Annotated in this window: 12 protein-coding genes; 10 read left to right on the forward strand and 2 right to left on the reverse strand. The window is 60.8% G+C overall.

The annotated features are described in order from the left end of the window. Window positions 1-155 precede the first annotated feature (155 nt). From AC1RJ9_RS24155 to AC1RJ9_RS24165, 3 genes are read left to right on the forward strand one after another with little or no spacing between them, the layout of a single operon-like run. Window positions 156-464 (forward strand): conjugal transfer protein TraD, encoded by a 309-nt coding sequence (locus tag AC1RJ9_RS24155; RefSeq protein ID WP_492840521.1) that lies wholly within the window; start codon window positions 156-158, stop codon window positions 462-464. 37 nt (window positions 465-501) lie between these two features. Then, window positions 502-741: a conjugal transfer protein TraD gene (locus AC1RJ9_RS24160; protein WP_492840519.1), complete on the forward strand. Its 240-nt coding sequence runs from the start codon at window positions 502-504 to the stop codon at window positions 739-741. Next, the gene (locus tag AC1RJ9_RS24165) at window positions 738-2,306 is read left to right on the forward strand and encodes a type IV secretory system conjugative DNA transfer family protein (RefSeq protein WP_492840517.1); all 1,569 of its coding nucleotides are present in this window, start codon (window positions 738-740) and stop codon (window positions 2,304-2,306) included. The genes AC1RJ9_RS24160 and AC1RJ9_RS24165 overlap by 4 nt, the downstream gene beginning before the upstream one ends. 11 nt (window positions 2,307-2,317) lie before the next feature. Here the strand turns inward: AC1RJ9_RS24165 and AC1RJ9_RS24170 are convergent, their stop codons facing one another. Beyond that, complete coding sequence (locus AC1RJ9_RS24170) at window positions 2,318-2,845, reverse strand: antirestriction protein ArdA (protein ID WP_492840515.1); 528 nt, start codon at window positions 2,843-2,845, stop codon at window positions 2,318-2,320. 629 nt (window positions 2,846-3,474) lie between these two features. On the opposite strand from AC1RJ9_RS24170, the gene AC1RJ9_RS24175 reads away from it, so the two are divergent. From AC1RJ9_RS24175 to AC1RJ9_RS24195, 5 genes are all read left to right on the forward strand, one after another. Further along, complete coding sequence (locus AC1RJ9_RS24175) at window positions 3,475-4,128, forward strand: exopolysaccharide biosynthesis polyprenyl glycosylphosphotransferase (protein ID WP_492840513.1); 654 nt, start codon at window positions 3,475-3,477, stop codon at window positions 4,126-4,128. Window positions 4,129-4,181: 53 nt separating this feature from the next. After that, a complete protein-coding gene (galE, locus tag AC1RJ9_RS24180) occupies window positions 4,182-5,165 on the forward strand; it encodes a UDP-glucose 4-epimerase GalE (protein WP_492840511.1) in 984 nt (327 codons plus the stop codon). A gap of 95 nt (window positions 5,166-5,260) precedes the next feature. Next, the gene (locus tag AC1RJ9_RS24185; RefSeq protein ID WP_492840509.1) at window positions 5,261-6,568 is read left to right on the forward strand and encodes a UDP-glucose dehydrogenase family protein; all 1,308 of its coding nucleotides are present in this window, start codon (window positions 5,261-5,263) and stop codon (window positions 6,566-6,568) included. Window positions 6,569-6,612: 44 nt separating this feature from the next. Further along, window positions 6,613-7,575, forward strand: coding sequence for an NAD-dependent epimerase/dehydratase family protein (locus AC1RJ9_RS24190; RefSeq protein WP_492840507.1), 963 nt, complete (start codon window positions 6,613-6,615; stop codon window positions 7,573-7,575). After that, the gene (locus AC1RJ9_RS24195) at window positions 7,572-8,819 is read left to right on the forward strand and encodes a glycosyltransferase family 4 protein (RefSeq protein WP_492840505.1); all 1,248 of its coding nucleotides are present in this window, start codon (window positions 7,572-7,574) and stop codon (window positions 8,817-8,819) included. Before AC1RJ9_RS24190 ends, AC1RJ9_RS24195 begins: the two co-directional genes overlap by 4 nt. A 10-nt stretch (window positions 8,820-8,829) precedes the next feature. Here the strand turns inward: AC1RJ9_RS24195 and AC1RJ9_RS24200 are convergent, their stop codons facing one another. After that, window positions 8,830-10,257 carry a hypothetical protein gene (locus tag AC1RJ9_RS24200; RefSeq protein ID WP_492840503.1) on the reverse strand — a complete coding sequence of 476 codons (1,428 nt, stop codon included), beginning with the start codon at window positions 10,255-10,257 and terminating at the stop codon, window positions 8,830-8,832. A gap of 133 nt (window positions 10,258-10,390) precedes the next feature. Here AC1RJ9_RS24200 and AC1RJ9_RS24205 point away from each other — a divergent pair, with 133 nt between their 5' ends. Both AC1RJ9_RS24205 and AC1RJ9_RS24210 read left to right on the forward strand, forming a co-directional pair. Further along, on the forward strand, window positions 10,391-11,536 hold the full coding sequence (locus tag AC1RJ9_RS24205) for an acyltransferase family protein (protein ID WP_492840501.1): 1,146 nt from the start codon (window positions 10,391-10,393) through the stop codon (window positions 11,534-11,536). 56 nt (window positions 11,537-11,592) lie between these two features. Beyond that, entirely contained in the window at window positions 11,593-12,435 is an 843-nt protein-coding gene (locus AC1RJ9_RS24210) for an acyltransferase family protein (RefSeq protein WP_492840499.1), read from the forward strand. Window positions 12,436-12,508: the final 73 nt, after the last annotated feature.

Genomic DNA, 12,508 nt, shown 5'->3' on the forward strand with positions numbered 1-12,508 from the left:
GTCTTCGTGCACGTCGGAACGACGTATAAGCGCGCACTCCGATCGCAGATCGGCCTGACTTGCTGCACGCGGGCACACTAAACGTCTTGCGCGATCGCTACAACCTTTGGTATTTATGAGCACGGGGCGGGCTCCATCGCAGGAGGCCTTGAGTTATGCGCAAACCCCGCGACATCGACGCCGAGCTGGAGGCTCTGGCGGCGAAGGCGAAACACCTCAAAAGCCAGAAGATCAGGCAACTAGGCGAACTCGTCATCGCCACGGGCGCCGACGAACTCGACCCGGAAGTCCTGGCGGGCGCGCTGCTGACGGCGAAGGCCTCCAAGGACGCCAAGTCGAAGGAGGCCTGGAAGTCGGAGGGCGAGGCCTTCTTTCGCAAGGGCGCCGGCCGCAAGCTGGCGTCGGCGCCTGCTAGCGACGCTGCGGGCGCTGGCCAAGACCCTGGCGCTGGCGCGACGGGCTGAAGCCGTCGCCGCGCGCCTCGATACGAGAGCCTGGGTCGTGCAGCGCCGTGAGCGCACACATCACCTGATCGAACTTGGCGGCCTCGTCACCAAGGCCGGCCTCGTCGAACTTACCGACGACGACCGCGCCGCCCTGTTGGGCGGGCTGCTCGAACTTGCCGATCAGCTTCAAGACGCCGGCCGCGCCGACGTGCTCGCGCGGTGGCGGCATCGCGGGCGGCATGTCTTTGAAGCCGATGCGCAGAGCGATCGGACGAAGCGCGAGGCGGCGACATGATCCGCACCATCACCCTGGTTGGCGCGATCCTGCTTGGCCTGTTCATCGGACGGCTGATCGGCGGTTTTGTGCTCACCGTCATCGCCGCCGTTGGGCCGGTCGGGTCTGGCGTGAGCATTCCGGTTCTGGTCGTCACCAGCTTGCTGGGCGGCCTGGCCGGCTTTCTGCGGTGGCGGCGCTGGTGGTCCGATGGCCCGGTCTCCGACGCGCATGGGTCGGCCCGGTTCAGTCGCGAGGACGAGATCGCCCGGACGCTTGGTGGCGACGAGGGCCTGATCGTCGGCCGTTCGATGCGGGGCAAGCTGCTTCGCTACGACGGCCCGGCGCACTTGCTGACCATCGCGCCGTCGCAAGCGGGTAAAGGCGTCGGGACGATCATTCCCAATCTCCTCACTCTGAGGCGTTCGGTTCTCTGTGTGGATCCTAAGGGAGAGAACACGCGCATCACGGCGGCGGCGCGCGCGCGGATGGGGCCGGTCTTCGTGCTCGACCCATTCGACGTATCGGGTCAGCCGTGCGCGGCGTTCAATCCGCTCTCGGCGCTGGACCCCGATAGCCTCGACCTCGTCGACGACGTGGCGGCGATCGCCGAGGCGCTGGTTTATGACCCGCCGAACCAAGTTGGCGAGGCGCATTGGAACGAGGAAGCCAGGGCGCTGATCTCCGGCGTCATCCTCCACGTGGTGACAACGGCGCCCGTTTACCAGCGCAGCCTGATGACGGTGCGGGATCTTCTTACCGCTGCGCCCGACGCCTTCGCCAAGATGCTGAAGGCGATGCAGGACAGCGGCGCGGCCGGCGGTCTGGTCGCGCGCGCGGCCAATCGTCATCTCGGCAAGAGTGATCGCGAGGCTGCGGGCGTGTTGTCCGCGGCTCAGCGGCACACGCACTTCCTCGATAGTCCGCGCATGGCGCGGGTCTTGGAGCGGTCGGACTTTTCGCTGAGCCAATTGCGGACCGGGTTCGTGAGCGTGTTCCTGGTCTTGCCGCCTGAGCGGCTGCGAACCCATGCGCGCTGGCTGCGGCTGATGGTGGTGCAAACGATCGGCGCCTTGGCGCGCGGGCCGGTTGGGGCGGAGCGCACTGGTCCGCCCGTGCTGTTGATGTTGGATGAGTTCGCGGCGCTCGGGCATCTGGAGCCGGTGGAGCGGGCGTTCGGGCTGATGGCCGGGTACGGCGTTCAGATCTGGGCGATCCTGCAGGATCTTCATCAGCTCAAAAGCGCCTATGGCGATCACGCCGGGACCTTCCTAGCCAATGCTCGGGTCATTCAGGTGTTCAATGTCGCCGACATCGACACGGCGACCTGGGTGTCCCGATCGATGGGCGTCACGACCGAAGTTTACAGCACCAGCGGCCAGTCCAAGACGCAGGCCGGAGACAAGCTCTTTTCCACGCATGGCAACTCGACCAACGTCAATCTCGCGCGACGCGATCTCGTCACGCCCGACGAGGTCATGCGGATGGATAGTGGATCACTGATCCTGCTCCGCCCTGGCGCGAACCCGACGCTGGCGCGGAAGGTTCGCTACTACAGTGATCCGGAATTCAAAGGCCTGTTCTGAGCGCCTTCGCCTCATCGCGCCCAAAAAACGTGGACCTTGTCGTGAGCCGTCCGGAGCGTGAACACCTCGCCGCTCAGCTCCGCGTCCCGCGCCATGGCTTCGTAGTCGATATAGAGGCGGAGGGGCTCCGGGATCATGACCGTTTCTTCAGTCAGTTCCTGAAAGTAGTCAGCGAGACATTCGAACGCGCCTCGGTACCCGTCGTCGAGCGCCTCGCTCGCCTCGTCGATGTTCCCGCCGAGATGATCGAGCACCAGTGCGCCAAGCTGGCCGCGCTCGCGAAGAAACGATGCGATTTCGACGACCCGCCCGATGTCCTCGTACTCGCCGATGGTCACGCCGCCAAAGCCGTCATGATCATGGATGGCGAACTCTTCCGCGCCGGCGACAGGCGAGGCGTTGAGCATAGCTGTGATGGCGTCTCCGACGGTCTCCTCGTCCTCGACGTCGATCCACGCCCCGTGAAGGCGGCCGGCATTGTAGGCCGCCAGGCAAGCGACAAAGATCCTGGGCGATAGCCGGTCCGCTGCGTTGGACATTGTGATCTCCTTCGGTCGTTGGGTTGCGGACGCAAAAGGCGCGTCTGAAACCCGACGCCCGTCGGCGAGACCGGGGGTGCAAGCGGAGGAGCGGCTTCGCGGGGAACCGGCTGCAGGTCCGCTGGCGCGCGAGCGACGTCGGCCGAAGCTGGGCGGAAGCCGCTTCGCAGCGCGCTGGGGGCTGGCCCTAAGTCCCCTGTGGGGCGCCGACAGAGCCGACCAGTTCCCGGCCATTACTGGATCGGCCGCTCGCCAATGCGCGCAGTCCCTATCCGCCTGCTCCCGTTTACCGAGTATTGGGGGCATTCAAGAGCGGGGGCGCAAAGACCTGTCGCATATTCTTGCGACGCTTATGACGGTTCAGCGAGGCGCGGCAGCGTTCACCGTGTGCATTCCGTCACAGTCGGAGGCGCCGCTGCTCGATGATTTAGCGTGCTGAAGTCGTCATTATTCACCCGGGCGCCCGTCATTAGGGCTGAGAATGTCACTTGAACGCGCAGAAATCGCCGCGCCGCGAAGAAAGGTTGGTTAACAACCACTGAGGGCGGTTGTTTGCGGAACGCTGATTTAGTAAAGGCTTGTTAAATCATCGGGCAAAGACCCGGATACATAACACTGGTGGGGACCACGTGCTGATAGCCTCTAATCCGTCAGCGGATCAGCGAACCTGCGCCGTGAAAGCGTCGCCGGTCGCCAAAGATCCGCTAAAACGAGCGATGGACATTCTGGTCGCGGGCGGCGCTTTGCTGTTCTTCGCGCCGCTCCTCGCTCTCGTCGCTATTCTGATCAAGCTCGAGTCGCCCGGTCCGGTGTTGTTCCGGCAATCCCGCGGCGGGCTGAACGGTCAGGCCTTTACGATCTTCAAGTTCCGCTCGATGCGGTGTCAGGAGAACGGTTCGAAGGTCGTCCAGGCCAAGCGCGACGACGATCGGATCACGACGCTCGGCAAGATCATCCGCAAGACCAGCATTGACGAGCTTCCCCAGCTTATTAATGTTTTGCGCGGCGACATGTCGATCGTCGGCCCGCGTCCGCACGCGCTGGCTCATGACGAGCAGTACGGCGCCGCGATCGCCAACTATCATCTGCGCTTTCGCGCCCGGCCGGGTCTGACCGGCCTTGCCCAGATTAAGGGCCTGCGCGGCGGCACTAGCGCGGTCGAAGCGATGGCTGCGCGCATCGACGCGGACAACGAGTACATCGAGCGCTGGACGCTGAGCGGCGACGTCAAGATCTTATTGATGACTGTGCCCCATCTGCTGATGGCTGAGAACGCCTACTAGGCGCTGATATCGGCGACGAGGAAGAGTAGGCTTCGTCGCGGTTGGGGGAATTCATGCAAACCGTTCTGGTGGCTGGCGGCGCCGGCTATGTTGGCTCGCATTGTTGTTTGGCCTTGGCTGCTGCCGGGTTTACGCCCGTAGTGTTCGATGACCTTTCCAACGGTCACCGTGAGCATGTTCAATGGGGGCCCTTGGAGGAAGGCGACATCCGCGACGGCGTTCGCCTGGACGCGGTCTTCGCCGCTCACAAGCCGGTGGCTGTCCTACACTTTGCCGCCCGCATCGAGGTCGGCGAGTCCGTCAAGAACCCCGGCGCCTTCTTCGACAACAATGTCGGCGGCGCTATTGCCCTGATCGAGGCAGCCCGCCGAGCCGACGTGAATGCCATGGTCTTTTCCTCGACCTGCGCCACCTTCGGCGATCCGGTCACCCTGCCCATGGCCGAGGATCATCCCCAGGCGCCGCTGAACCCATACGGTCGCAGTAAGCTGATGATTGAGCAGGCCCTGGCCGACTACGATCGTTATGTCGGCTTCAAGAGCGCCGTGATGCGCTACTTCAACGCCGCCGGGGCCGATCCGGAGGGCCGCATAGGCGAATGGCACGAGCCTGAGACCCATGCCATCCCGCTGGCGATCCAGGTGGCGCTCGGCCAGCGCTCGCACTTCACGATCTTCGGCGACGACTACGACACACGCGACGGCACGGCCGTGCGCGACTACGTCCACGTGCTGGATCTCGCCGACGCTCACGTCTCGGCTCTGCGCCGACTACTCGCTGGCGGATCGTCGGAATCCTACAATCTCGGGACTGGCACGGGCACGACCGTGCGTGAGCTCGTTGATGGTGTGGGGCGAGCCGCCGGTAAACCGCTGCCTGTGCAAATGGCTTCGCGCCGCGCCGGCGATGCTCCGATCTTGGTGGGGGACAACGCCAAAGCGCGAGACCAACTAGATTGGCGCCCGTCGCGTGATCTCGACGCTATTCTCACAAGCGCTTGGCGCTGGCACCAAGCTCAGGCCGCGGCAGGGCGATAGTGGGCGGCTGGACCGACTGCCTCGATCACCGAGCCGGACCGCCGATGAGGCTTATGAATGACCTTGGCTAGGAAGCCTTTTCGAGGAATGCGTCGATGCGCGTAGCGATGATTGGCACGGGTTATGTGGGCCTGGTCTCGGGGGCGTGTTTCGCCGACTTTGGTCACGAGGTGACCTGCATCGACAAGGATCCCAGCAAGATCGAGCGGCTGGAGAAGGGCGAGATTCCGATCTTTGAGCCGGGGCTGGATGACCTGGTGGCTCGCAACGTTCGAGAAGACCGGCTGTTCTTCACGCTGGAAGGCGCCGAGGCGATCAAGAACGCCGACGCGGTGTTCATCGCCGTCGGCACGCCCACCCGTCGCGGCGACGGCCATGCCGACCTCAGCTACGTCTACGCCGCGGCCGAAGAAATCGCCGGCCTGATCGACGGCTTCACCGTCATCGTCACAAAGTCGACTGTGCCCGTCGGCACCGGCGACGAGGTCGAGGCGATCATCAAGAAGGTTCGGCCGGATGCCCAGTTCGCCGTGGTCTCCAATCCCGAGTTCCTGCGCGAAGGCGCGGCGATCGAGGACTTCAAGCGCCCGGACCGCGTGGTCGTCGGCACCGACGACGAACGCGCCCAGGCGGTGATGCGCGATCTCTATCGCCCGCTGAGCCTGAACGAGACGCCGCTTGTGTTCACTGGCCGTCGCACCAGCGAGCTGATCAAGTACGCTGCCAATGCCTTCTTGGCGCTGAAGATCACCTTCATCAACGAGATGGCGGATCTCTGCGAAGTGGTCGGCGCGGATGTTCAGCAGGTCGCTAAGGGCATCGGCCTCGACAAGCGCATCGGCGGCAAGTTCCTCAACGCCGGACCCGGCTACGGCGGCAGCTGCTTCCCGAAGGACACCATTGCTCTGGTGAAGACCGCCCAGGACTACGGCGCGCCAACCCGACTGATCGAGACGACTGTCGAGGTCAACGACGCCCGCAAAAAGGCCATGGCCGGCAAGGTCGCCAAGGCGATCGGCACGGACGACCTGACCGGCAAGACGATCGGCGTGCTGGGCCTGACCTTCAAGCCCAACACCGACGACATGCGTGACGCCCCCAGCCTGGACATCGTCCCGGCCCTGCAGGCGCTCGGCGCCAAGGTGCAGGCGTTCGATCCGGAGGGCGCTCGCGAAGCTGCCCACATGCTGCCCGGCGTCGACTTCAAGGCTGGCGCCTACGAGGTGGCCGAGGGGGCAGACGCGCTGGTGATCATCACCGAGTGGGATCAGTTCCGGGCGCTCGACCTGGACCGTCTGAAGCTCTTGATGAAGGCCCCGGTCGTGGTCGATCTGCGCAACGTCTACAAGCCAGCCGAAATGGTCCGCTATGGCTTCACCTATGCCTCGATCGGCAGAAGCTGAAGTTGTCAGCCTCTCCAGTCCAAGAAAATTCCCGGAGTATTCAAATGACCAACGTGATTGTCTTTGGTGCTAGCGGCTTTATCGGTACCCGTTTGGTCAAACGTTTAGTGGAACGCGGGATGAATGTCGTCGCGATCGACATCTTGCCCCCGCGCGAGACATTGCCGGGTGTCCGTTACGTCTCGCACGATGTACGTCAGGCGGTGCCCGAAGCTTTCGGACTGGAAGAGGCTGTCATATACAACTTGGCGGCGGTTCACCGGACGCCAGGGCATCCGGCTCACGAATATTACGACACCAACATTTTCGGTGCGTTGAACGTCACGCAGTTCGCCGACGCTATCGGCGCGAAGAGGTTCGTCTTTACGAGTTCGATCTCCGTCTACGGCCCTCGGGAAGATGTCGTCGACGAGAGTACGCCCCCCGCGCCGACATCGGACTACGGCCGCTCGAAACTGATGGCGGAAGGCATCCATCGTCGCTGGGCCGCGACGGCCGCCGACCATCGTCTGGTGATCGTGCGTCCGGGCGTCGTGTTCGGCCCGGGGGAGAGGGGGAACTATTCCAATCTTGCAGGTGCACTGAAGCGCGGGCTGTTCGCCTATCCCGGCCGAAAGAACACAATCAAGAGCGGCGGCTATGTCGATGAACTGCTGAACGCACTGGATTTCGTGCTCTCACGGGAACTGCCGGAGGTCACGTTCAACTTTGCATATCCGAGCGAGAGCACGACCGAAGATATCGTCAAGAATTTTGGAAAGGTATCCACCATCAAGACTGAATACCCGGTGCTACCGATCGCGCCGCTGCTCGGTGTGGCCTGGTGTTTCGAGGTCCTGGCTGGTCTCGGCCTCAAGACGCCCATCCACCGTGAGCGTATCTGGAAGCTAGTCCGATCCACACGTATCAAGCCCAACTGGCTGACCTCTAACGGGTATCAATTCGAGAGCGACGTCGAATCTGCCCTGCGAGCTTGGTCCGAAGAAACGCGGGGAACTTTCGCATGAACGAGTCCCACATCGCCTACGTGGCCTCAAAACCGGTTCGTGACGAGTTCCACGAGTTGGCCGGCTCGTTGCTGGTGCTGAGCAACTACTACCATCCGGAACCCACTGGAAGCGCGCCGCCGATTACCGATTTGTCGCTATGGCTGGCCGAGAATGCGCTGGAGCCGGATGTGCTGGCGGCCCGTCCCAGCTACCCGAAGAACGCGGTCTATGACGGATATGAGGCCGGCCAGCGCGACCATGAGGACTTCAATGGGGTCAATGTGCGTCGTGTGAAGTCCTATGTCGCCAGCTCTCGCGGAATGGTTGGGCGGCTGCTGTCAGAGACGAGCTTCGCGGCAGCCGCGCTGATGGTGCGGAAGAAGCGCTATCGCGGCGTGGTGTGCGTGTGTCCTTCGGTGTTCGTCGTCTTGATCTCGCCTTTCTTCCGAGCGCGGGATGGACGTGTGGTGGCGATCGTGCACGACATCCAGTCGGGCCTGGCCGCGAACCTGAAGTTCGGCATGGCGGGAGGGCTGACCCAGCTCCTGCGCAAGTTGGAGGCGTGGGCGCTCAATCGGTGCGATCGGGTGATCGCCCTGACGCCGGGCATGGAGCAAGAGCTTCGAGCACTGGGCGTGAAGGGGAAGATCGACATTATCCCTCCCCAGGTTAACGTTCGCGAGATCGTGCCCATGCCGCGCGCTGGAGACCGTCCGCTTCTCGTTTATTCAGGCAACCTGGGGCGCAAGCAGGGTCTTGATCAGATTCTGGCGCTGGCTGCCGAGCTGCTGAAGCGCGCAGTGGAGGCTGATATCCTTATCCGGGGAGAGGGGTCAGAACGTCACTCACTCGAGGAGCAGGTGGCGAGCGACGGGCTTTCGAATGTTCGTTTCGCGGACCTTGCGCCGCGTGCAGAACTGAGTGCGGCCATGGGGGTCGCTACGTTGCATTTGGTTCCCCAGAGCCCGGGCGGCGCCAACTTCGCGCTACCGAGCAAAATCTTTTCGATCATGGCGGCCGAGCGTCCGTATATTGCGACAGCCGAAAAGGGCACGCCATTGGCCCTGGCCACGGAAGCATCGGGGGCCGGAATCTGCGTTGAGCCGAACAAGGCTTCGCTGTTTGCCGACGCCGTGGAAAATCTTATCGCCAACCCAAGCCTTCGAACCGCCCTCGGGCGCGCAGGGCGACGATACGTTGAAGCAACGGTAGATCGAGAGGTTGTTTGTCGGAACATCCTCTCCACCCTTAAGTCGCGATAGACTTTTTGCCCTAGCGGGCTAGGCGCGTCGTTGCTCGGCGATGAACACGGGAGTTCGATTGAGCGCCACGTAACGACACCGCCTTTGAAATGATTATCAGAGACAGGCCGACGATAAGGCCGCCATGGACCAGTCGAATGGCGAAGCTCGTCAGATTGCCATCCGGGATATAGAGCATGAAGATCGGGAAAAAGCCGTAGGCCCAGATGCTCTCGCGCGTGCCGAAGAATAAAAGGTACCAGGCAGACAGTGCGAGCACGCAGGCCGCGAAACCGAAGGCGACGCTTTGTAGTCCACCGATCGCGAAGAAGACGCCTACCAAGCCATAGTTCGTATTGTTCACCTCAGCAATGTTACGGTTGTTTTGGAGGTTCTCAAGTTCGATCTGCCCAGCGCCTACTCCACGTTGTGCGCCTAGCGATTGGGGGAGCACGGCCTTTAGTGATCGGGCTGCATAGCCCCCATCCAAGCCCCGGCGGCTGCCGGCGGATACGAGATTATCCACTTGGCTCGGCGTGAACCGATTAATGAAGCCCATCGGAGCGCCGTAGTACATTCTGTGAGTGTACTTGGCTTCTTGACGCTCCGTGAAATTCTTAATCCTGTACCAGCCGTCGTTATAGGCAATTTCCGAGGCCGCCTCAGACATGGCGGCGATTGTTCCACCAGAGCCCGCTATCATGCGAGAGTAATTGATCAGTGGATACAAAACGGCCGAGGTTATTGCGAAAACGGTGGCGATCACTGCAATGCCAGCGACCGGAGGGCGAGCTCTATAGTAGATATAAAATACAGCTGGGAAGATAGCGGCCTTCAGAACCTCAGCTCGACCGCCCATCAAGAGGCCAATGAGCGCGTACAACGCCAGTAGGCCAATGGATCGTCGATCGAAAATGCGCCGGCCTTCGGACTTTATTCGACGATCAACCACGAAGGCGATGACGCCGAACAAAGTCAGTTCACCAATGTAGGCGGGCAGAACGCTGGACCACAATCCGACCGCGACGACAAGGCGCGCCACAATCCCAGCGACGCCAAGGCAATAGCCAAGAGTCGAGAGATCCTCGCGCCGCGGATCCCGAGCGAAGCCGCCAAAATCTACGTTCGAAAGCAAGCGCCAGCCAAACGTAGCAATCAGCGCGGAAAGCGCGGCTACGAGAAGGGCAAGCGTTGTCATGATGGGCTCGGCTAGCCCTTCATCCGACGGTTGAAGTAGCAATACCTTGACGTACTGGCTGAATACAAAATTCTTCAGAAAGGCGAATATTAGAATGATGATGATAAGGCGAGGCGCTCGACCTGGATTCATTCCAATCGCAAACAGCGCCAGAAAAATTCCAAGCTGGAGAGCGCAGTAGGCTGGCGACGATCCCAACGCCAATGAGATCAAAGAGAGCGCAAAGGATGCGCCTAGATACCAAATTTGCGGAACTCGCATAGTGGCCCTTCGCGTGCCTCAAGTGTCATCGCTTAGCTAGCATGCGTACAAGCCGAACGCTAAATGTTTGCGTTCGTAGGGTGCCTTGTGGCAAGGCAAGAGACGGCCAGTCATGCGTTCGAGGGGGGCTGCCATGCAATCTAATGAGCGACCGTTTCTTTACACTGTGCGGTGGATAAGCGCCGCAATAGTGACCTTCGGCCACGCCCTCTCGCTGGCGTTTGCGATTAAGCCGTTTGGCCATGGAGCCAACGTTTTCGAGCTGGCCGTAAAATACTTTGCGGATCTCGGCCATGCTGCCGTGATGCTGTTTTTCGTAATCAGCGGATATCTGGTCGGTGGCGGCGTATTGCAAAGGCTTGAGAAGTTTAGCCTGTCACAATATGCGATCAGCCGGTTCTCCAGAATATATATCGCGTTGGCACCCGCACTTATTGTGACCATCGTCTTGGACGCGACGGCATTTATGATCGACAGTCAAAGTCCGATCTACAGGAGTGCGTGGGCCGGTCCGATTGGGCATGGTGCCATATTTGACGGGTATACCCTGCAAAACATTGCGGCCACGATTCTATCTTTGGAAAACTTTCTAGGGGAACCGTTCGGATCAAATCGGCCGCTTTGGTCTTTGGGTTACGAGTGGGTTTTCTATTTTGTATTCCCACTCCTGCTGCTTGCTTTTCCTTTCAAGAAGACTCCTGGTCTCATCAAAGTGGCGGTGGTTGCTATCGTCGCTTCGGTTGTCGCGGTTGCGTTTGGCCGAGCTTTCATGGCGCTGTTCTGGCTGATCTGGGTTTTCGGCGCAGTAGCGCGGGAGCTTGGCTCGCGAGGCCTAGTCCCGCGGTGGGCCGCGCTTATCGGCGGCGTTGTCGCGTTTTGTGCCTTCGCCGCATCGCCGCTCATAGATCATCGGATCGCTGACCCTCTCATCGGACTGGGGTTTGGTCTTTTTGTTTCCAGGCCTTCTTTGCTTGATTTGAATATAAATGCGCGTGCTGACAAGTACTTGGCCGATTTCTCCTATTCTCTATATATTGTGCACATGCCCGTGATGACGTTCTTGTGCTTCTTGTTGGCGAGATTTGGCTTATTTTCGATCGCTCGAAACGAAATCGGCCTGCGTGGACTGATCACGTGGTTGTTTATAAGCGCGGTATCTGTTTTCGTGGCCTGGGTTTTTGGCGAGCTGTTTGAGAAAAACACGGATGCGTTGAGGCGTTACATTTCGTCTCTGTTCAATAGGGTTTCTCGATCCTCCGAAGTCGGAAGCGCTAACTAGCGCCTGGATCAGTTTCACCTTCCATTTTGATCTACTCGCCACTTCAAGGGGATAAGATGCGGCGGTACGAGACCCTGGACTCCCTCAGAGGAGTCGCGGCGTTGATCGTGGTGTTCCACCACTGCTGGATGACCGCTTCACCGAGCTACTGGGAAGCCAGTTTCCTGGGGATTCCACTCCTGGGCTCCTGGAACCTTTGGCTTCATCAGACGCCGCTCAAACTGTTCGTAGGAGGCCGCCCGCCCGTCATCCTGTTTTTCGTGCTCAGCGGCTTTGTCCTGACACTGGCCCTTCGGCCAGGAAAGGGCAGTTATCTTGAATTCGCGCTGCGTCGGCTTTGCCGGATCTATGTCCCGTTCTTTGTCGCCATCTGCGCCGCAATAGGGCTCTATATGGCGATCCGGCCAAGCAACGTCCTTGGTCTAAGCGAGTGGTTCAACCACTCCTGGAGCCTGCCTTTGTCGCCTGCTCTTGTGACGGGGCACTTTCTGATGATCGGGAGAGACTCTTACATCACGTTGGACAATCCAATGTGGAGTCTTGTTCACGAGCTGCGCATCTCGATGATCTTTCCGATACTGGCACTCTTCTGTGTGAGATGGCCGCGTCTCACCTTGCTCGGCACCTTGGTGATCTATGGATTGTCGGTGTCGGTCCTGCCTCTTGTGGCACCGGACACAGTGGCCCGTTCTTTGGCGGAGACACCTCAATATCTTCTGATGTTTGCTGTGGGCTCGGTGATGGCCAATCACCGCGTCGAGTTAGGTGCGTGGATCGCGCGTCAGCCGAATTCCCTGGTCTTAGCCGCCTGGTTAGGCTGTCTCGTTCTATTGATGGCGCCGGGAACGCGCATAGCCTTGAGTACGCTGTGCTTTACGGCAGGGGCGGCCGGACTGTAACCCTCCGCCGAAGGCCGCCTTGTCGGCGTGAGGGCTGATGCGGATGCTGCGCGCTTAAGTCGTACCTATGAGC

The sequence above is a fragment of the Caulobacter sp. GW822-FHT07D08 genome, from assembly GCF_058798735.1.